This window comes from Megasphaera cerevisiae DSM 20462, from assembly GCF_001045675.1.
Taxonomy (GTDB): Bacteria; Bacillota; Negativicutes; order Veillonellales; family Megasphaeraceae; genus Megasphaera; species Megasphaera cerevisiae.
The window spans coordinates 1-21,012 of record NZ_LEKT01000022.1 but is presented as its reverse complement, the minus strand read 5'-3'; the positions used below and the strand labels follow the sequence as shown (position 1 = coordinate 21,012).

Sequence of the window (21,012 nt, the reverse complement as noted above, 5' to 3'; positions counted from 1 at the left end):
ATAATGACATGTTCTTGGTGTTATTATAATTGATAAATAAACTTTACTAATTTCTTATTATAGCACATTCAAATATATTATCCTATATATTATCAGGATATATAGATAGATCACTGCAAAGAGAATTACTCGATTGACATGCATCCGTGCTTTTAATGCTAATGGTGTATAACTAAAACAAAATAACATAACGTAAAACGTTAAAATATAAAAATAACATATGTTATATATAAAGATGATCCAAAGAAAAAGACAAAACTATTGACAAAAAAATACGAATAGAGTACCATAAATAGTGAAATCAACAAATTAGCATATACAATTAGCCAGGGAGGTAAGGGGAATGGACAGAAATAAGGTTTTGGTATTATGGTTTGATGAATTACGCCGGGTTGATGTAGCGCTTGTCGGCGGTAAATCGTCGTCATTGGGAGAACTTACGTCTCAGACCAATGTGCCGGTTCCGTATGGATTTGCAACAACGGCAGAGGGGTATCGCCGTTTTATGAGTGAAACGGGTATGGATGTGAAAATCCGGGAATTGCTGAAAGATCTTACAGATGTAGAAGACCCGGTGCAGCTGCGTACTGTGACGGCGGCCATTCGCAGCGCGATCTGCAGTGCAGAAATGCCGGAAGATCTGGCTAATGCAATTCGGCAGAGTTATATTGAACTAGGTAAGCGTGTGGGTCAGGCGGATCCGTTTGTAGCCGTTCGTTCCAGCGCGACGGCAGAAGATTTGCCGGATGCCAGTTTTGCCGGTCAGCAGGACACCTATTTGAATGTACAGGGTGCGGATATGGTGATCCAGAAAGTTAAGGAATGCTATGCCTCTACCTTCACGGATCGGGCCACCTATTACCGGACAAAAAAAGGATTTGATCATTTGCAGGTAGCGCTGAGTGCGGCTGTTCAAATGATGGTTTTTTCTAAGTCGGCAGGGGTTATGTTTACGGTTGATCTTGTCACTGGTGATGATTCGACAATTACTATTGAAGGCGCATGGGGTCTGGGCGAATATGTTGTTCAGGGGACGGTTACGCCGGACAATTTCAAGATAAAAAAAGATGATCTGACTATTATTTCCAGAATGATTAATACCAAACCGGTAAAACTGGTCCGCAAGCCGGGCGGTGACTGCGAAGAACAGCTTGTTCCTATGGAAGAACAAAAGCTGCCGGTCATTACGGATGAACAAGTGCGGGAATTGGCAAATTATGCCAAAACGATCGAAGCGCATTACGGATGTTATATGGACATGGAATGGGGCGTTGATGAACGGGACAATAAAATATGGCTCCTCCAGGCTCGTCCGGAAACGGTATGGTCTAAGAAAAATAAGGAAAAAACAGCAGAAAGTGGTGTGAGTATAGCAATGACCAAAGATAGAGTAACCGTAGTCAAAGGGCTTCCTGCCAGTCCTGGACAGGCTGCCGGTAAAGCACACGTAATTCTGGATCCATCCCGAATTGAAGAATTCAAAGATGGGGAAATTCTTGTTACGACCATGACGGCACCGGATTGGGTGCCGGCTATGAAAAAAGCAAAGGCTATTGTTACAGATGCCGGTGGCATGACGTGCCATGCTTCCATTGTAAGCCGTGAACTGGGTATACCTTGTATCGTTGGAACGAAGAGCCGCAGTGTGGAGGCGACGACGGCGATTCAGGACGGTATGGATATTACTGTAGACGCGACAAATGGTATTGTATATGAAGGAATTGTGGAAGATATTGCCAAGCCGGCAGCCGCAGGTCCGGTAGGAATTTCGACAGCGGCAGTCGAATTCGTACCGGTTACAGGAACCAAGATATACATGAATCTTGGCAATCCCGATTTAGCTGAAAAATATGGTGTACTCCCCTGTGATGGCATAGGATTAATGCGGGAGGAATTTATCTGGACAACATTTATTCATGAACATCCGCTGTATCTGATTGAAATCGGACATCCGGAACGTGTTGTTGATCAACTGGCTGATGGAATACGCAAGGTATGCCAGGCACTGGCTCCCCGTCCTGTTACCCTGCGGTTCAGTGATTTTAAATCCAGCGAATATCGTAATCTTAAAGGCGGCGATGCCTACGAACCTCATGAAAGCAGTGCTCTCTTAGGCTGGCGCGGGGCTTCACGGTATTATGATCCCAAATATATGGAAGCGTTTAAGCTGGAAGTCCAGGCAGTCTCCAAGGTGCGTGAAGAATACGGTTATAAAAACCTCAATGTAATGATTCCCTTCTGCCGCCGTGTAGATGAAATGGAAAAAATTGTCAAACTGATGGATGCGGAAGGGCTGCATCGCGGACCCGATTTTAAGGTATGGTTGATGGCGGAAATCCCGTCCAACATTATACTGGCAGACCAGTTTAATAAATTTGTCGATGGGTATTCCATCGGGTCCAATGATTTGACTATGCTGATCATGGGCTGCGATCGGGATAATGATACGGTAGCGCCGTTGTTTGACGAACGCAATCTGGCCGTCAAACGGGCTATCCGGCATTTGATTGCTGTAGCGCACAAAGAAGGTAAGACGGTTTCCATTTGCGGGCAGGCTCCGAGCGTGTATCCTGATTTTACGGAATTTTTGATCAAGAGCGGTATTGATTCAGTATCCGTTAATCCTGATGCGGTTATCTCCACTCGTAAAAGTGTTGCGCAGATTGAACAGCGCATTTTAATGGACTCCCTGACTGGCAAGGGCCGTGCCGATACAGAAGATTATACATGGTAAGCAGATAGACTGAAAAAGGCGGAGCCAAAGAAATGAGCGGAATACTTTGGCCCTGCCTTTTTTATGTATATATCATTTCATAAATATGGTACAATATTACCGGTAGTGCTTATTATTTGAAGAATAGGAGGTGAAATCACAATATGTTATCGGAACGGCAGGAAACGATTTTACAAATTGTCAAGGAACACAGCCCGATAACAGGGCAGCATATTGCAAATCAGCTGCATGTGACCCGGGCGGCACTGCGGTCCGACCTGGCGATTCTGACTATGCTGGGACTCGTTGATGCGCGGCCCAAGCTGGGCTATTTCTTTACAGGAAATAAGGAAAAAGATCTGTTGTCCCGGGCCATTACAGATATCAGTATTGAATCGTGCCTGTCACAGCCTGTTATTGTAGGGGAACATACCAGTGCGTATGATTCTATTATTGCCATGTTTACCGAGGATGTAGGGACTGTTTTTGTCGGTACGGATAATATTTTGGCAGGAGTCGTATCCCGTAAGGATTTACTGAAAACCGCAATGGGCAACAACGATTTGCGGGCGCTGCCGGTGCGCATGGTTATGACGCCGGTAAGCAAATTGATTTATGTGGAACCCAATGAAAAAGCACTGGTTGCCGCACAGCGTATGATAGAATACGAAGTGGATTGTCTTCCTGTAGTAAACGTGCTGAGTACGGAAAAGGAAGAAAAAAAAGATTTACAGATTGTCGGAAGAATATCTAAAACCAACATAACTCGTTTATTTGTAGAATGCGGGTTAGGAAGGAGAAATTAACGTGTCGAAACCCATTATTTATGCTTGCTCTGATTCCCTTGGTGATACTGCCGAGCGTGTCGCACGAGCAGCGGCCAGTCAGTATGACAAGCAGGAATTTGATATTGTCCGTCTCCCGTATATCCGGTCGGAACAGCAGATAGAGGAATTGGTGAAAAAGGCTGAAGAAAATAAGGCTATGATTTGCTATACGATCATTTCACCGGTGCTGCGCCGTAAATTAAAGGATCTGACGCAGTCTGCCAAGGTGACTGTAGTGGATATTATCGGGCCTATGCTGTCCGGTGTAGGTACGTTGACCGATACGGAACCGACCATGAAGGCCGGTATGATCCATCAGCTGGATGAAGAATATTTTAAACGTGTTGAAGCTATTGAATTTGCGGTCAAATTTGATGATGGAAAGAATCCGATGGGCTTTCTCAAGGCCGATATTGTCATTGTTGGAGTCTCTCGTACATCAAAGACGCCTCTTTCCATGTATCTGGCGCATAAACGAGTTAAAGCCGCCAATCTCCCGCTGGTGCCGGAGGTAGCGCTGCCGCCGGAATTATTTGAAATACCGGCACGAAAAGTGGTTGGACTTATTATTGATCCTTTTAAATTGAATTTTATCCGGTCTGAACGGCTGCGCAGCATGGGACTTGATTCCAATGCCAGTTATGCTAATATTGAACGCATCAACGAGGAGTTGACGTATGCTCGCAGTATCATGCGCCGTCTGCACTGCCCAATTATTGATGTATCCTCCAAAGCCATTGAAGAAACGGCAAATCTCATTATGGAAATTGTTAAGCGCAATAAGGAGCTGTATCACGAATAATGTGATATGAATTAAGTAAAAGTACATGTTTTCTTATGGCAGGTATAACATAGTATAATCGGCGTGTTTTGCATAGGAGAAGTGCGATGAAAGAAAAGAAAATTGCAGTTTTTGAATTTCTTTGCAAGGCTTTGCAGGACAGCGGCTTCCTGAAAATGACTGGACGGGATAAAAATCAAATGACAGCGTATATTCGTACCAGTCACCTTCAGGAGATGGCAGCACAACTGGCGGAGGACTGCTGTCCTGATGGGCGATTTGATTCCCGCGTGGTCGTAGCGGCGGTCCGGAAATATGTGCCCGTTTTGTCTGAAGAACCGGAAGGCGGCTGGTTGGCGTATTGCTATTGCTATGTCTTGGAACGCATGTTTCCGGGGACAGGCGCCGCTTGGAAAGGCTGGGATGGCGAAGGCGTTGCTCATGCCGCCGGTCGTACCGACCCCTATCGCAGCGGCCGGCAGCTGCTCATGCAGATTCTGCGTGGCCTGTATCAGTATGAAAACAGTGTACTTCCCTTTGATCCGACCCGAATGATTATGCTTCTCGGCGAGGAAGAAGTTCTGGCCCAGGGCTATACACGGGAATATCTGCATATGCGGAAGCTGGCGGCGGACTATTATGTGTATGAATTTATGCGTATAGGCGTGGATATTTCACCGTTTAACACGCTGGGGCATATTGGCGGCGTCCATTATGTTGCTATGTATGCAGCCCGGCAGCTGTGCCAGTTCGCCGTGCCTGTCGATTTGGCACTGATCTCGGGAGCTGCAGCTTGTCATGATATTGGTAAATATGGCTGTAAAAAAAATGAAGAGAAACGAGTGCCGTATTTGCATTATTATTACACGGGAATGTGCTGCCGCCGTATGGGACTGTCGTCTATCGGTCACATAGCGGCTAATCATTCTGTGTGGGATTTGGAACTGGAAAATTTGTCTGTGGAATCGCTGCTGCTGATTTATGCTGATTTTCGCGTTAAGAGCAGTCGGGATAAGGAAGGAAATGAAATCGTTCATTTTTATTCTTTAGCAGAGGCTTTTGACGTCATTTTAGGTAAGCTGGACAATGTGGATGAAGCCAAAAAACACCGCTATCAGAAGGTGTATGCCAAGCTCGCAGACTTTGAAAAATTTATGGTTGAACAAGGTGTAACTGTGGAGCTGCCTCAAAATCTGTCACAGGAGTGGGAAGCTCAGCCGCAGCAGGCCCGTCGCGAAAAGGTGCTGATGGAGGGAGAAGAAATCGTCGATCAGCTAAAATATGCCGCTATTGATCATAATATCCGCCTTATGAGCATTTTTCGTGATGAAAGCGATTTTGGAAATCTCATTGAAGCAGCTCGAAGTGAACGACTGTGGAAAAATGTTCGCACGTATATCGGTATATTTGAAGAATATTCGACATATATGACGGAACATCAGAAAATGATGATCTTGAAATTTCTTTACGAGCTGTTGTCTCATAAAGAGGGCGATATTCGTATGCAGGCAGCTGTTCTGATGGGACGGATAGTGGCAAAATTTAATGATACGTATACCAAGGAACTGCCGCAGGGTGTTTCCCTTCCGGATAAAGCGATTACCAATTATTCCCTGTTTTCACAATATGTGGAAATGATTATCTATCCGGAACTGCGGTTTACGGAACAGCATAAACTTTGGATTGGCTATTGCCTCAGCAGCTTTATTTGTGCTGTCCTCGCCGGCTGCCGGCCGGCTGACCGGACGATCTACATGACGGCCATGAGAAAATATTATGAAACATCGAACTATCCGCCGGAACGGTATATCATCCTTCTCAAAGTTTTGGTGGATGTGGATCGGGACTGCATCACTGCCGATGTTATGGAAACAGCAGCGATATTTATCCGGGAAGCCAGACAGTCTGCGCAAAATGATCTTTGCGTAGCTGCTTTAAATGCGGCTCGTCATTTGTTTCCGCAGTATACACAGGAGCAGTATTACCGTGATTTACTGCAGATCATGAAGCTGCCTGAAGACCGTCGGTCCTTTGCCGAAAAAGAAGGCAATCTTTTCTTGATAGATTTGAAGCAGGGAACGCACTGGATCATCAAGGTAGCGAATATAGAACTGATGCTGCGTTATGTGGATGATCCGTGTGATGTAGGCGGTGTTATGCATTTGGGAATGCATTTGACTAATTTATTGAAGGTCAGTGAAACTATTTTTGTCCGTCGCGCCGCCGGTGAAAGTCTGCTTACTATTTCTTCTAACATGACCTATTCCCAGCGCAATGAACTGGCCGTCGAATTGTTTAATGGCCTGGAAATCGGCGATCCGCAGATTTCCAAATATGTTCCTGAATTTCTGGGGCGCATGATTTTGAAACTGCCGCCGCAGGAGCTGGATGAGTTTGTCAGCACGATTGAAGCGCAGATTTTGACAGTCAATATACCTCTGGCATCGGCAATGGTTCATACCGTAGGCGTTATTTTGGAAAAATTTGCTGAATTTACCGCTGAATTTCACGATGCGCCGGAAATTAACGAATTGCGGCAGCGTCGGCTTTTATATATTATGATTAAAGCTTATGCACATTATGATAAGGAATTGAGTCGGGATGCCTTTCGGGATATTGGAAAATTTATTTTTCACAGTCCGATTATGTCCATGGAACAGAAAAATTTTCTATTTGTTCATTGCTATAAAAAAATGATGGTTCTTCTTGATGAAAATATAGAAGGAACCCTGGACTTTTACAGTAATGCTGCCGTGCTAAATCACATATACAGATACATTGGACTGCATGAGTTTGACGGTATGCCTTTTGCCTTTGCCACGGGACGGCGTGCCTGCTTTTATCCGGGGACCTTTGATCCCTTTAGTCTGGGACACAAGGCGGTAGCCAAAAAAATCAGGGATTTGGGCTTTGACATATATCTTGCCCTGGATGAATTCTCTTGGTCTAAGCATACTCAGCCCCGTCTGATGCGTCGCAAAATCATGAATATGTCCGTTGCTGACGAAGAGGATATGTATCCATTCCCGGACGATATTCCTGTCAATATTGCCAATCCGTCTGATATACGGCGGCTGAAACAGATTTTTTCGGACAAGGAATTATATATTGCTGTAGGGACGGATGTTATTGAAAATGCTTCGGCATATAAAATCAAACCGTCTGCCGATTCCATTCATACGGTTAACCATATTGCCTTTGCCCGGGAAACACGGGAAAACGAGGCGGTTGAACATACCGATGTCAGTCATGGCATTCAGGCCGATGTCATATATCTGACGCTGGATAAATTTTACGAGGACATCAGCTCGACTAAAATCAGGGAAAATATTGATTTAAACCGTGATATTTCAAACCTTATTGATGCCGTAGCTCAAAATTTTATTTATGACAATAATTTATACCTGCGTGAACCGGCATATAAGCATGTTCTGGAGGCACGGGAAATTGGGATTGGCGCCTTCAAGCCGCGCGGGGCCGAAAGTCTCTGGCCGGTCTGCGGCAAACTTTGGGATACAGGCTATGATACCGACATTCTTGATCGTTATGTTGAAAAGGATTATGTCTGGACCTTGTATATCGACGATGCGAGTCAGGACAAGGCTATGATTGCCTATGCGGCAGTGCATCGTGTCGGGACGCTGCATCTTCTGAAGGAATTCGGCGATTCCCGGATCGCAGCGCATATTCGCAGTGCCGCTGCGGGCCGCATTGCCTGTATCGGTTTTCTGTATGCTGACGACAAGTCGGGTATCGCTAACGTTAGTCAGATTATCATTACGGAAATTTTAACAGAACTGATTGCTCGTGATTTTTCCTATGCTGTATATCATCCTGTCGACGAGGCCGGCTATGACGAAAATACGATTGCAGCTCTGGAACGGCAAGGCTTCGTCAATATTGCGCCGCCTGGTGCCCAACGTCCTTTGTATGCCGTTGATATGAAATCACCTATCGTTATTTTTCGAGATGTGGAGACAACGATTAAAAATCCTTTCAATAAAAATCCCCGTGTGCGGCGGGCTATTTACGAAGCCCATAATAATCTGTTGTCAGCGTTAAACCGGATTTATCCGGGCAAGCTGCTGTTATCCTTTAACATGAGTGCGGTACATAATAAAATCATTCGCAAAGTAGCAGATATCAACGGTGTATCAATTATTGAGGATAAAAATAAACGGCGCGGTCCGTATATGTCGGTCCCCTTTGGCAAGGCACTAAGTGATGTTCTCGTGCCCAATACGGTGACGAAAACACTGCATATTGATAAATATTTCAACAGATCCGTTAAGGGCTTTACCATTGCGGAGACGCATCATTATTCATCCGTAAGTAATCAGGTCAAGACTATTAAATCCTTCAACAGACCGGTTATCCTCATAGATGACTTGCTTCATAAAGGCCATCGCATGCGCATGCTGACTCCGTATCTGATGAAAAATGACATAGACATCAAACGAGTACTGGTTGGCGTCATGACTGGTCAAGCCATGGATATGATGGCCGAAAAAAATATTCAGGCAGAAAGTGCTTATTTTCTTCCGACGCTCGAGGTGTGGCTGAACGAAAGAGATTGTTACCCGTTTATTGGCGGTGACAGTATCGACAATGCACATAATTACAGCGGCTATGACAGCAATCCGTCTATCAATCTGGTTTTGCCCTATGTCAAGCCAGCCTTTATCGGCAAGGGAAATGCCAGGGCGGATTTCCTCTATTCTCTGACATGCCTGAAGAATGCGGCCCTTATTATGCATACGCTCCAGGATGTATATCAAGAGACCTATGAAAAGCGGTTGACGCTGAAACGTCTTGGCGAGGTCATTATGTATCCCCGTGTTCCAGATATTGATGTTGGTGTCCGTTTTGATGAAAATATGGATCCGACCCGTTTTATCGAAAATGATATCGAACGGCTTGTCCGTCTGCGGTGGGGTGAAACGGATAACGGTACAGGGGAAACGGTAAAACAATAGAAATCTTTATATACATATATAATATACGTTATGGAAGCCTGCAAGTAAAAAGGCAAGTATAAATTGAAGAACCGTATTGCCTGAAATTTATACATGACAAAAAAGCTGCCGCGTAACGCCAGCTTAGAAAAATTGAGTTGTGCGCGTTTTGTATCCATACGGCTAAGTAAAATACCGGCAGCCGATAACCATTCAGCCACAGGCTCGTAATACCTTCCTGTGTGCTTTCTGACGAGGCGAGTAATATAGCCGAGGTTCTGAATCTCGCTCTTCGTATGACAGACTTTCATACGGACGGTAAGTTCCAGGAGAAAATGCCAGATCCATGCTTCATCCATTCTGCAATTTAAGTAATGAGGTAGACGAGGAACGGTAGCGAACCGCTTTCCTTATCGATACATCTATTGTAATAGGAGGAAAGAAATGAAACGATCCTATCATATTAGTGAGGTGCCGGCAGCCATCGGTGTCTCCGAGCTGCTGCGTCTTGATTACAATCCATTATGCCGGAAACCGAAAAAGGTTCACATATTGGCTCTGGGTGATGTGGGCATGACAATGCTTCTGGGGCTGCGCCTTTTGGGAGCCGATGTTATTCAGTCTCTGGGTATTTGTGATATCAATACAAACAACACGGAACGATTGGAAATGGAAATGAATCAGGTACGGTATCCCTTTGCCGGCACGGCCGATGCGTCTTATCCTATGCTTCCACCAGTCGGCATTATAGATGAAGCCAGTCTGTTTGCGTGTGATGTGTTTATTTTCTGTGCCAGCAAGGGCGTTCCTCCTGTGGGGGTCGTAGGCGATGTGCGCATGTCCCAGCTTGAAGCCAATCTGGAACTGGTACGGCATGCTGCCGCTCTTGCCGGGGAGGCTGCTTTTAAAGGCCTTGTGTGTATCGTATCAGACCCAGTAGACCCGCTATGCCGTGCGTTTTTTATGGAATCGGGTCTCCGCCCGGCCCAGATTCAGGGATACGGACTGGGAGTCATGAATGCGCGGGCCTGTTATTATGCCGAACGAAATGAGGCCTATTCCCGCTATCTCACAGAAGGCAGAGCCTTTGGCCCGCATGGGCAGGATCTGGTTCTTGCGGACAGCTTGTCTGAATATAATGATGTCTTGTCGCGTCAGCTGACCGGTTTGGTCGTTCATGCTAATAGTATGGTGCGGGAACTGGGGTACAAGCCTTATATTGCACCGGCATTATCATCTGCGGCGCTGTCCATTCTGCTTACGTTGCGGGGGCAATGGCACTACGGTTCGGTATATTTAGGTGATGCTGGGAATGGAGCCTATTTTGGTGTCAAAAATCGGATGACGGAGCAGGGCCCGGTGTATGAAGACGCTGCTGTCTGCAGTTTATTGTATGAACGGCTGAAGCAGGCATATGTCAATCTTGCGGAGCTTCCTTGGAAATGAGGTGACAGAAGTATGCTGGCACTTGTTAAGGTAGGATGGAATGAAAATACGTGTACGGAGAGAATCGAGGAAGCACTGGCGGATGCCTTGGGAACCGCAGCATTTGACGTCATTTATACGGAAGCAGCTTTGGAAGCGCTGTGTGCCGCTCAGCAGGGAAAACAGGGAAATATAGTGTTGTTTGCGCTGGTATTGCCAAAGGGGGGCATGAGTTTGGCGTATATACGTCTTATTTCCTGGCTGACCGGACATCCGCAATGCCTGCGCGGCTGGAGCGGGGCCGTTATTGTAGACGGTCCCAGCGAGCTTTTTACAAAAAAAATAGGGCGGGAGCTGATTTTCATAGCCAATCAGGCAGGCTGCGCCTTTCCGGGTAAACCGCTGGTAGAAGCTACGGGTTCGCTTTATAATTTCAGTACGCAGGCCCGGCTGCAGGGAGTAGACAAGCTGCAGGCTTATAAAAACAGTGCGGCTGCTCTGGTACAGAAGACAGCGGCTTTTGCGGCCTGCCGGCAGCGTGGGCTGCCAAAAGAAGCGCCGCCTCGCAGGCTGCGCATATTGGTGCTTCATGCTAGCAGTCGTAAAACCTCCAATACACTGCTTTTGTGGGAACTGATACGTCAGGCTATGGGCAGTCGGGTGGAGACGACGGAAATCTCTCTTCGCAACGGTGCAGTCGTCGATTGCCGGGGATGCAGCTATGAAGCTTGCCTCCATTTTGGCGAGCAGGAAGATTGCTTTTATGGCGGCGTAATGGTGGATAAAGTGTATCCTGCCGTAGGCTGGTGTGATGCGATTATGTTGATTTGTCCCAATTACAATGATGCGGTCAGCGCGAATATTATGGCTTTTTTTAATCGGTTGACGGCGCTGTTCCGTAAGGATGTCAGCGCTTTTTCACAAAAGAAAATCTATGCCCTCGTCGTTTCCGGATACAGTGGCGGTGATCTTGTAGCGGAACAGGTTCTTGATGCAATGACCTGTAATAAAAACTTTATTTTGCCGCCTTACTTTGCACTGATCGAGACAGCCAATGATCCCCAAAGCATCATGCAACGACCGGGAATTCGCGAAAGAGCGGCGGCCATGGCTGAACGGATAGTGGAAAATAATTAAAAAAAGACAATAAAAAAAGATGATTCTATATGGAATCATCTTTTCCTATATGGGATTAAACATCACGTTGTACTTTGCCGGAACGAAGGCAACGAGTGCAAACGTTTACACGCTTTACTTCGCCGTCCACGATGGCACGTACTCTCTGGATATTTGGTTTCCAGGTTTTTTTCGTTTTCAAGTGGGAATGACTGACATTCATGCCGCTCATTGTTCCCTTGCCGCAGATTTCGCAATAGTTTGCCATTAGTTACACCTCCCTGCACCATTACAGTACAACATAGAAAATTTTATCATAAAAAATGAGGGAAATCAAGTGTTATTTAAAAAAGCCTACAAAATATGATACAATAAATACAACTAAAACACAAGGAGTTTTTTTATGGATTTTTTAATTAGTCAAATAAAGGGCATTGGCACACGGAAGGAAAAACTGTTTTATCGCCTGGGAATCCATACGGTAACGGAGCTGCTGCAGTATTTTCCCAGGGAATACGAGGATCGGAGCCATGTGCAGCGTATTGGAGAAACGCCTGCCGGCGCAGCCCCTGTTTTGATTTGCGGTACTGTCGGAATGATCCAGGAGGTGCGTCCCCGGCGGGGCATGACTATTTTAAAAATGGTACTATCTGACGGAAGCGGTGCCGTCGAATTGGTTTGGTTCAATCAGCCTTTTAAAAAGAGGTTATTTAAAACGGGTATGACACTGTCGGCCTTTGGGAAAATAGAATGGGCGTATGGGCGGCGACAGATGAATGCGCCGGAGACGGAACCGGGTCCCGTGCAGGGAAGCGGATTTATGCCGGTCTACGGGCTTACGGATGGCTTGTATCAGACAGATCTGCGAAAAGCTGTTCAACAAGCGTTGAAAATAGCCGCACAGCATCGTGATATAGTACCGGGATGGGAAGGCGCAAGACAATCCGGGTATTCTGTAATGGAACCGCTGGAGGCATATCAGAGCATGCATTTCCCCGTATCCATGGAAGAACAGCAGAGAGCCAGACAGCAACTGGCATTTGAAGAATTATTCGATATGCAGCTGGGACTGTTGCTGCGCCGCCGCCGTGAGGGTTTGCAGCAGGGAATCAAATGTGCTCCTAATGGGCCGCTGCTGCAGTCCTTTATCAGAAAACTTCCTTTTGCTCTGACGCAAGGCCAGACGGATGCGTTTTTGGATATACAAGCGGATATGGAAGGTGAAACACCGATGCAGCGCTTGGTTCAGGGGGATGTCGGCTCGGGAAAGACCGTTGTCGCGGCCATGGCACTAGCTAAAATCGTGGAAAATGGATACCAGGGAGCGCTCATGGCACCGACAGAAATTTTGGCGGTACAGCATTATGAAGAGTTTAGACGCTTATTTCACGGGCTTCCTGTGCGCGTTGGCCTTTTGACAGGACGTATTCCGGCAAAAGAAAAAGCAGGGCTTCTGGATGCGCTGCGGAAGGGGACGATACAAATCCTGATCGGTACGCATGCCCTCATTCAAAAGGACGTGGTATTTTGGGATTTGGGTCTTGTTGTTACAGACGAGCAGCATCGTTTTGGCGTACGCCAGCGGGCGGCGCTCCGGCAAAAAGGACGTGCGCCGCACACCTTGTTTATGACGGCGACGCCGATTCCGCGGACACTGACACTTTCTTTGTACGGTGATCTGGATGTGTCTTCTATTCATGATATGCCGCCGGGACGTAAAGTCGTAAAAACTTATGTCGTAGGAAATACGATGCGCCGGCGCATTTACACGTTCATGGAAAAGCTTATGGCGCAAGGACAGCAATGCTACGTTGTATGTCCTCTGGTGGAGGAATCAGAAACCGTTGATTTGCAAGCCGCGGCTGCGCTCTATGATCAGCTGCGGATATCTGTATTTAAAAACCGGGCCTGCGGTCTGGTGCATGGCCGTATGGCGGGTAAAGAGAAGGAAGCGGTAATGGACGCCTTTCAAAGGGGCGATATACAGCTTCTTGTCGCGACCAGCGTCATCGAAGTAGGCGTCAATGTGCCCAATGCCACGCTTATGCTTGTAGACGGCGCTGAACGCTTTGGCCTGGCTCAGCTGCATCAGCTCAGAGGGCGGGTAGGACGGGGCAACCTGCAGGCCTACTGTATTCTTCTGTCCAAGGGAGGCAGTGAGGAGACCCGGCAGCGGCTGCAGTGGATGGAGACGATCCATGATGGCTTTGTTCTGGCTGAAAAGGATTTGCTTCTGCGTAGATCGGGGCAGCTTTTTGGATATGCTCAGCATGGACTGCCTGATTTGAAAGCTGCTGACATTATCCGGGACGTGTCTCTGCTGGCAGCGGCGCGCGATAAAGCGGCAGACTATCTCAAAGGACCTGTCATGGAACAGACGATTCTTGAGGCATTGCAGCGACGTTTTGGAGCCGCCTTTGAAGGACTGCTGAAGAACTGACAAAATATTACAAAAGTGACTATGTAAATATGTACATATCAGAAGTTATCCGTTATAATTAGGGATAAGCTATTTAGGGATAGTGTTACTATTTTATATTTTTCAAATACAAATACAGAGGTGTAAACATGAGATCTGATAAATTTGGTATGAGAGGTTTGACATTTGATGATGTTTTGTTGGTACCGGCAAAGTCTGACGTATTGCCGACGGAAGTAGATGTGTCGACCAATCTGACGAAGGATATCAAACTGAATATTCCTATTATGAGTTCTGGCATGGATACGGTTACAGAAGCTCCGATGGCGATTGCGGTTGCTCGTGAAGGCGGTATTGGTGTAATTCATAAAAATATGTCTATTGCGGCCCAAGCCCGTGAAGTCGATAAGGTAAAACGTTCTGAACATGGCATTATTATTGATCCGATTTTTCTGCACCCGGACAATTTATTGGCTGATGCCAATGAATTGATGGGAAAATACCGTATTTCCGGTGTTCCTATTACTGTGGATGATAAGCTCGTCGGTATTATTACCAATCGTGATATGCGTTTTGAAGAAGATATGAGCCGCCGCATCGGTGATATTATGACCAAGGAAAATCTGGTTACCGCTCCAGTCGGCACCTCCCTGAGCGATGCGAAAGCTATTTTGCGTCAGCACCGTATTGAAAAACTGCCTCTTGTCGATAAAGAAGGTAAGCTGCAAGGGCTCATTACAATCAAAGATATTGAAAAAGCGCACAAATACCCCAATTCGGCGAAAGATTCCAACGGACGCCTTCTCGTTGCGGCAGCTGTCGGCGTGACTCATGATATGATAGATCGGCTGGATGCTTTGGTAGCTGCTAAGGTTGACGTCGTTGTCATTGATACGGCGCACGGACACTCTGTCGGCGTGCTGAATACACTGAAGGAAATCAAAAAAGCCTACCCGCACCTTCCCGTTATTGCCGGGAATGTGGCGACTGGGGAAGGCACGGAGGCCCTCATTGAATGTGGTGTGGATGCTGTAAAGATCGGTATCGGCCCGGGCTCCATATGCACGACCCGTATCATTGCAGGTATCGGGGTACCGCAGATTACCGCCGTATATGAAGCGGCAAAGGTGGCACAGCGTTACGGCATTCCTATTATTGCCGACGGTGGGATCAAATATTCCGGAGATATGGCCAAGGCCATTGCTGCCGGCGGTAATGTCGTTATGATGGGAAACCTCCTGGCCGGCACGGAAGAAAGCCCTGGGGAAACCGTTATTTATCAAGGTCGCAGCTATAAGGAATATCGCGGCATGGGTTCTTTGGCCGCTATGGAACAGGGCAGTAAAGACCGGTATTTTCAGGAAGATGCCAAAAAACTTGTTCCCGAAGGAATCGAAGGTCGTGTACCGTATAAAGGACCTGCAGCAGATACCATTTTTCAGATGGTCGGCGGCTTGAAGGCTTCTATGGGCTACTGCGGCTGCCATAGCATTAAGGAAATGATTGAAAATACGCGCTTTATTCAAATTACAAGTGCTGGTCTGCGCGAAAGCCATCCTCATGATATCAATATCACGAAGGAAGCTCCGAACTACAGCGTAAACTGATTATGGGACGGAGGGGTACCGTGAGTAGTGTAATCGATATCTTGTCTATTCCCATACGAAATGTCACGCTGCGGGAAGCAGGGGATTTTGTTTTCAAGTGTGTGGAAGAGGGCAAAGTGGCTTCTATTGCGACGGCAAATGCCGAAATGGTTATGTTAGCGCAGGAAGACCGGGAACTGGCTGATATTCTGCGGCATGCCGACATGGTTGTGCCAGATGGCGCTGGTGTACTATGGGCTGCGGAACAGCAGGGAAAGAAATTTCAAGAACGTGTAACGGGTGTCGATTTGGCGTGCAGTTTGCTGCGTGAAGCAGCTGCACGCCAAACGGCTGTTTATCTTTTCGGCGGGGCCGAAGGCGTGGCCGATCAGGCGGTGGCTAACATGAAACGACTGTATGGAGACATCCATATTGTCGGAACTCACTCGGGGTTCTTTTCAGCGGCAGAGGAACAAGGCATTATCGATGAAATCTGTTCGAAAGGAACGCAAATTCTGCTTGTAGCACTGGGAGTTCCCAAACAGGAAAAGTGGATCAGAAATCATTTGTATGAGCTGGGGCCTTGCGTCTGCATGGGTGTCGGCGGTACGTTTGACGTTCTTTCCGGCAAAGCCTGCCGGGCTCCGAAATGGATGCAGGAGCACCGCCTCGAATGGCTGTACCGTCTTATGAAAGAACCGACTCGCTTTAAACGGATGCTGGCGCTGCCGAAATTTGTCGCAGCCGTGAAATGCGGCAAGGGAACTAAGCAGATTTGAGGTGATGTTTTGAATAAACCATTTATTATAGAGGATGGCTACATATTCATTGCAGTACCGGCGATACTGGCTATATTGGCAGGCTATTTCATCAATGCATATGCGGCTGCGGTACCGGCGCTTTTAGCCGCGTATTTTGCCTATTTTTTCAGAAATCCCCGTCGCACGACTCCCTGTGATGAAGACGCATTGGTATCTCCGGCAGACGGGACGGTAATGGGTATTGAAGACGTATACGAGGATATGTATTTGAATCAAAAATGCAGAAAAATCGTTATTTTTCTGTCTATTTTTAATGCTCATGTCAATCGATCTCCCTTGGCAGGGACCATCAATTTTCAGCAATATACCTGCGGTCGGTTCCGTCCGGCCTATAAGGATGGCGTAGGCTATGAAAATGAACGCTATTCCATCGGGATAGACAATGGCCGGACTCAGATATTGGTTACGGTTATTGCCGGTGTTTTGGCACGGCGTATTGTGTCGTGGGTCACGCTGGGAGATACACTTCTTCACGGACAGCTTTACGGCATGATCAAATTCGGTTCCTGTACCGAAATCTATGTGAAGGACGATGTGGAGATCACAGTGCAGAAGGGCAGCTGTGTACGCTGCGGTGAAACCATCATTGGGAGGATTAAAAAATGAAAAATATAATACCATGTTTGTTTACGTCGGGCAATCTCGCCTTTGGCGTTCTGAGTATGATTATGACCTTGCACGGTATGTTTGCCGGCGCTGGTCTATGTATTCTGCTGGCCATGCTATGTGATGCCTGTGACGGACGCTCGGCACGGGCCCTGGGCGTGGCAGGAGAATTTGGGAAGGAACTTGATTCTCTTTCAGACTGTGTATCCTTTGGCGCTGCTTCCGGGTTTCTTATATATACATACGCGCTGCAGGATCTGGGATGGATCGGCGCGGTGCCGGCGGTACTATATGCTGTTTTCGGCGGTCTGCGTCTGGCACGATTTAACCTGAACACGACCGTCGTGCATGGTTATTTCCAAGGTATGCCGATTCCCAATGGCGGCTGCCTCATTGCGACCTATGTCATTTCGGGAGCGGTCCTGCCATCTTGGCTTGTCGGCATTTTTGTTCTGGCATTAGGCTATCATCTGGTCAGTAAAATACATAATCCGGATTTCAAGGGTGCCAGTCCAGATACTCTCCACAAATCGGCGTTGGCCATTTCCGTCATTTTTGGTATTCTCGTGTTGATCTTTGTTGATTGGCATCTTATCATTACGATGCCGTTCTTGCTGTATATTGTATTCGGCCTGGTCAATACAGCGATGAATGCAGCTTCTGCTCACTAAGTATTTAGGGAGAGTCATGTATGGAACATATATTGGATATCCTTATGATACCCATCCAAGTAATCATTGTATTTTATTCTTTGTATTACTTCATATTGGCCCTTTTTGGCCTGATGAAAAGAAAAGAACGGATAACAGCAGCTCCTAAAAATACGTTTGCGGCAGTGATTTGCGCACACAATGAAGAAGCCGTTGTCGGACAGCTTATTGATAACTTGAAACACCTTCACTATCCGCAGAATATGTATGACATTTACGTTGTTGCTGACAATTGTACCGATCAGACCGCTCAGGTCTGTGTGGCTCATGGCGCCATCGTCAAAGTCCGGCAGAACCAAGAGGATGTTGGCAAGGGATATGCACTGGATTGGATGTTTGCGCAGATGCTGGCACAGGATAAGCAGTACGATGCCTTTGTCGTCTTTGATGCGGATAACCTGGTCCATCCCGAATTCCTTCGGGAAATGAACAACCATTTGTGCAAAGGAGAAAAAGTCATTCAGGGGTACATGGATGCTAAAAATCCGACAGATACGTGGATTGCCGGGACATTTTCGATTGCCTTCTGGCTGGTCAATCATATGTGGCATCTGGCCAAGTACAATATAGGCTTATCGACAGCGCTGGGTGGTACGGGAATGTGTATTGCCGCGGAAATTGTACGCAAATATGGCTGGGGCTGTGACTGTCTGACAGAAGACATGGAATTTTCCATGAAAGTTCTTTTGGAAGGCGTGCGTACCTGTTGGGCTCACGATGCCATTATTTATGATGAAAAAGCGCTGACCTTTATGCAGTCCTGCCGCCAGCGCAAGCGCTGGGCTCAAGGCCAGTGCGACTGCGGCAGCCGGTTTATCCCAAAGCTGTTTGCCCGGGGCATACAAAAAGGAAATATCCGCATGCTGGATGGCATCATTACTCTTTCGCAGCCCTTTTTCATGATGATGTCGACGCTGTATGCCGTCATGGCCTATATCAATGCCTATATTCCGCTGTATACTAATATCCTGTATCAGATCGTACCAGTGCAGATGTGGACCGTCCTCGGCGTGGGACAATACCTTATTCCGATCATTGTTCTTCTCCAGATCAAAGTACCTGTAAAATCCTGGTTTTATTTGATCATTTATCCCCTGTTTATATACAGCTGGATACCTGTTACCTTTCTGGGCTTCAAAGACCGGCATAAAAAGAAGTGGAGCCATACGATCCATACCCGCGCTGTATCTTATGACAATGCCTCTCTGCTGCGCAAGGAAAATAAGAAATAGGAGACTGCTCTATTATGATGCATATTCTTTTGACGAATGATGATGGCCTGCGTGCTGCCGGCCTGCAAATTTTGAAGCGTGAGCTGGCTGCCCGCGGCTGCCGCATAACTGTCGTTGCCCCGAATGGGCAGCGCAGTGCCGCTTCTCATTCCATGACGATCAACAAAGCATTGTATTGCAAAGAAATAAAGCGATCGGAACCGCACGTAAGGGAAATCTCCGTCTCAGGAACACCTGTAGATTGCGTCAAAATGGCGATGGAATATTTTTTGACGGATGACAAGCCGGATCTGCTGTTGTCCGGTATCAATAATGGGTACAATCTGGGCAGTGACGTTTTGTATTCCGGCACCGTATCAGCTGCTATGGAAGGGCCATATTACCAAATTCCGTCCATTGCCGTGTCCATGGGCAAGCTGGACGAAGCACGCTGTATCCGCACTGCCGCGATGATTCACCAGCTCATCGAACGTGTTATCGTCCATGGCCGTTTCCCCGGCATATTAAACGTCAACGTGCCGCCGGACGGTGAAATCTCTCTAGAAAATGCGCGTGTCGTACCGCAGACGGTGCAAATCTATCATAATGTCATTGCCGAAAAAAAAGATATTGACGGCAGTCTGTGCTATCATATTGTCGGGGACATTGACATGGAATCGGCGCCGCCGCACAGTGATGTTGCTTGTATCCGCAGCGGGCATGTAGCGATTACTCCCCTGCGATGGCAGCAGACAGCAGAAGCGGTTATGGATATGCTCCAAAGTTGTTTGCAGGCTGAGGTATCGTTTTGTAATAAAAAATCTGTAGAATAGAAAAGTACGCTGTACTTTTTTCGTGTTACCGGGACCCCTGATTTCTGAGGTAAAAGACAGAAATTAGGGGTTCGTTTTTGCTGTTATTTTTACCGGCATAGCAGCTGTATTTTATTGATAGCCGCACACGTTTCGAAGACAAGTAACGTCCGTATCAAATACTGCATCATCAGCAGTCGTTGTAAAATATATTGAGAAAATTGACAGTATATGCAACTTTGACGGCGATGAAGATGTAAAAAAGTTGCCGCCCCGATACCGACTGTGTTGGTCTGCCCGCAATGGGTGATCAGGCACCTAGATATTGCTCCTATCTTTTTTTGGGGGGTAAGCCCCTAAATAGTACCAAGTAATTGGCAACAGGGATCGGAACCAGCTGGTCTCTTTTGTCATGTAAATAATCAAAAAATACGGGCAAGAAACGTAACAGTCACCGCCGCCTGAAGGCTAATTTTGGCACGGGATATACGGAACCGGGTATGGGTGAACTCTATTATAACAAATGTACAGCGGCAGTGCGGCAGGGATAGGTACGGGCCGGCTGGGCTGGTATTGGATCGACAATCCCGACCTGAAGCCGGAAAAGTCCGTCAATATCGATCTGTCTGTGGAGGGAGAAAATGCCCATACCTATGCCCGGGCTGGACTCTTCTACAACCGTATTCGCAATTATATGACCACCTATTTTACAGGGAGTCTCCTCGATTTTCATCCTGAAATTAATGAAAAAGATATATCAGGACAAGTAAAATTTTTAAATCGTAAATTGTAGAATGAAATTGAACACTAAAACTAAATAAAAAGATCCATAGGATTGCATCAATGGTAAAATTAAGTTACGACACAAAATTAACCGGAGGCAATCACTATGGACTACCTAAATAATACCATTAATACCCTACCTCGCGAAAGAGGACAACACTTAAGATTTGAAGATCGATGCGAAATCAAAGCGCTCCATAAGCAAGGTTACTCTTATCGCCAGATTGCAAAAGCACTTAATTGCTCA

15 protein-coding genes and 1 pseudogene are annotated in these 21,012 nt (G+C 46.7%); 15 read left to right on the top strand and 1 reads right to left on the bottom strand.

Annotated elements, in window-relative coordinates; genetic code table 11:
* Positions 1–343: 343 nt before the first annotated feature.
* The 6 genes from ppsA to AB840_RS07870 all read left to right on the top strand — a co-directional run bounded on the left by ppsA (position 344) and on the right by AB840_RS07870 (position 11,838).
* Positions 344–2,734, top strand: coding sequence for a phosphoenolpyruvate synthase (ppsA, locus tag AB840_RS07895; protein ID WP_048514293.1), 2,391 nt, complete (start codon positions 344–346; stop codon positions 2,732–2,734).
* 143 nt (positions 2,735–2,877) lie between these two features.
* On the top strand, positions 2,878–3,519 hold the full coding sequence (locus AB840_RS07890; protein ID WP_048514292.1) for a helix-turn-helix transcriptional regulator: 642 nt from the start codon (positions 2,878–2,880) through the stop codon (positions 3,517–3,519).
* Position 3,520: 1 nt separating this feature from the next.
* Positions 3,521–4,342: a pyruvate, water dikinase regulatory protein gene (locus tag AB840_RS07885; protein ID WP_048514291.1), complete on the top strand. Its 822-nt coding sequence runs from the start codon at positions 3,521–3,523 to the stop codon at positions 4,340–4,342.
* Between the two features lie 86 nt (positions 4,343–4,428).
* Positions 4,429–9,297, top strand: coding sequence for a nucleotidyl transferase family protein (locus AB840_RS07880; protein ID WP_048514290.1), 4,869 nt, complete (start codon positions 4,429–4,431; stop codon positions 9,295–9,297).
* 423 nt (positions 9,298–9,720) lie between these two features.
* Positions 9,721–10,722: a Rossmann-fold NAD(P)-binding domain-containing protein gene (locus AB840_RS07875; RefSeq protein WP_048514289.1), complete on the top strand. Its 1,002-nt coding sequence runs from the start codon at positions 9,721–9,723 to the stop codon at positions 10,720–10,722.
* A 12-nt stretch (positions 10,723–10,734) separates the two neighbouring features.
* The gene (locus tag AB840_RS07870) at positions 10,735–11,838 is read left to right on the top strand and encodes a flavodoxin family protein (RefSeq protein WP_048514288.1); all 1,104 of its coding nucleotides are present in this window, start codon (positions 10,735–10,737) and stop codon (positions 11,836–11,838) included.
* A 55-nt stretch (positions 11,839–11,893) separates the two neighbouring features.
* Here the strand turns inward: AB840_RS07870 and rpmB are convergent, their stop codons facing one another.
* Positions 11,894–12,085, bottom strand: a complete 192-nt coding sequence (rpmB, locus tag AB840_RS07865; RefSeq protein WP_048514287.1) for a 50S ribosomal protein L28 — start codon at positions 12,083–12,085, stop codon at positions 11,894–11,896.
* A 135-nt stretch (positions 12,086–12,220) separates the two neighbouring features.
* Between rpmB and recG the strand changes: the two genes are divergently transcribed.
* The 9 genes and pseudogenes from recG to AB840_RS18270 all read left to right on the top strand — a co-directional run.
* Positions 12,221–14,257, top strand: coding sequence for an ATP-dependent DNA helicase RecG (gene recG / locus AB840_RS07860; RefSeq protein ID WP_048514286.1), 2,037 nt, complete (start codon positions 12,221–12,223; stop codon positions 14,255–14,257).
* 128 nt (positions 14,258–14,385) lie between these two features.
* Positions 14,386–15,843: an IMP dehydrogenase gene (guaB, locus tag AB840_RS07855; protein WP_048514285.1), complete on the top strand. Its 1,458-nt coding sequence runs from the start codon at positions 14,386–14,388 to the stop codon at positions 15,841–15,843.
* Between the two features lie 20 nt (positions 15,844–15,863).
* The gene (locus tag AB840_RS07850) at positions 15,864–16,601 is read left to right on the top strand and encodes a WecB/TagA/CpsF family glycosyltransferase (RefSeq protein WP_048514284.1); all 738 of its coding nucleotides are present in this window, start codon (positions 15,864–15,866) and stop codon (positions 16,599–16,601) included.
* A gap of 9 nt (positions 16,602–16,610) precedes the next feature.
* The gene (locus tag AB840_RS07845) at positions 16,611–17,249 is read left to right on the top strand and encodes a phosphatidylserine decarboxylase (RefSeq protein WP_048514283.1); all 639 of its coding nucleotides are present in this window, start codon (positions 16,611–16,613) and stop codon (positions 17,247–17,249) included.
* On the top strand, positions 17,246–17,920 hold the full coding sequence (locus AB840_RS07840; protein WP_048514282.1) for a CDP-alcohol phosphatidyltransferase family protein: 675 nt from the start codon (positions 17,246–17,248) through the stop codon (positions 17,918–17,920). Before AB840_RS07845 ends, AB840_RS07840 begins: the two co-directional genes overlap by 4 nt.
* A gap of 20 nt (positions 17,921–17,940) precedes the next feature.
* The gene (locus AB840_RS07835; RefSeq protein WP_048514281.1) at positions 17,941–19,191 is read left to right on the top strand and encodes a glycosyltransferase family 2 protein; all 1,251 of its coding nucleotides are present in this window, start codon (positions 17,941–17,943) and stop codon (positions 19,189–19,191) included.
* Between the two features lie 14 nt (positions 19,192–19,205).
* On the top strand, positions 19,206–20,003 hold the full coding sequence (gene surE, locus AB840_RS07830; protein ID WP_327077814.1) for a 5'/3'-nucleotidase SurE: 798 nt from the start codon (positions 19,206–19,208) through the stop codon (positions 20,001–20,003).
* Between the two features lie 419 nt (positions 20,004–20,422).
* Positions 20,423–20,718 (top strand): annotated as a pseudogene (locus AB840_RS07825) (TonB-dependent receptor domain-containing protein); the annotation flags it as partial.
* 153 nt (positions 20,719–20,871) lie between these two features.
* A partial coding sequence (locus AB840_RS18270; protein ID WP_152669410.1) for a helix-turn-helix domain-containing protein occupies positions 20,872–21,012 on the top strand: 141 nt, incomplete at its 3' end.

Bases quoted from the DNA above. Each gene is read 5' to 3' on its own strand.
- surE (WP_327077814.1), top strand. From the start codon at position 19,206: ATGATGCATATTCTTTTGACGAATGATGATGGCCTGCGTGCTGCCGGC.
- AB840_RS07870 (WP_048514288.1), top strand. From the start codon at position 10,735: ATGCTGGCACTTGTTAAGGTAGGATGGAATGAAAATACGTGTACGGAG.
- rpmB (WP_048514287.1), bottom strand. From the start codon at position 12,085: ATGGCAAACTATTGCGAAATCTGCGGCAAGGGAACAATGAGCGGCATG.
- guaB (WP_048514285.1), top strand. From the start codon at position 14,386: ATGAGATCTGATAAATTTGGTATGAGAGGTTTGACATTTGATGATGTT.
- recG (WP_048514286.1), top strand. From the start codon at position 12,221: ATGGATTTTTTAATTAGTCAAATAAAGGGCATTGGCACACGGAAGGAA.
- AB840_RS07840 (WP_048514282.1), top strand. From the start codon at position 17,246: ATGAAAAATATAATACCATGTTTGTTTACGTCGGGCAATCTCGCCTTT.
- AB840_RS07880 (WP_048514290.1), top strand. From the start codon at position 4,429: ATGAAAGAAAAGAAAATTGCAGTTTTTGAATTTCTTTGCAAGGCTTTG.
- AB840_RS07890 (WP_048514292.1), top strand. From the start codon at position 2,878: ATGTTATCGGAACGGCAGGAAACGATTTTACAAATTGTCAAGGAACAC.
- ppsA (WP_048514293.1), top strand. From the start codon at position 344: ATGGACAGAAATAAGGTTTTGGTATTATGGTTTGATGAATTACGCCGG.
- AB840_RS07835 (WP_048514281.1), top strand. From the start codon at position 17,941: ATGGAACATATATTGGATATCCTTATGATACCCATCCAAGTAATCATT.
- AB840_RS07875 (WP_048514289.1), top strand. From the start codon at position 9,721: ATGAAACGATCCTATCATATTAGTGAGGTGCCGGCAGCCATCGGTGTC.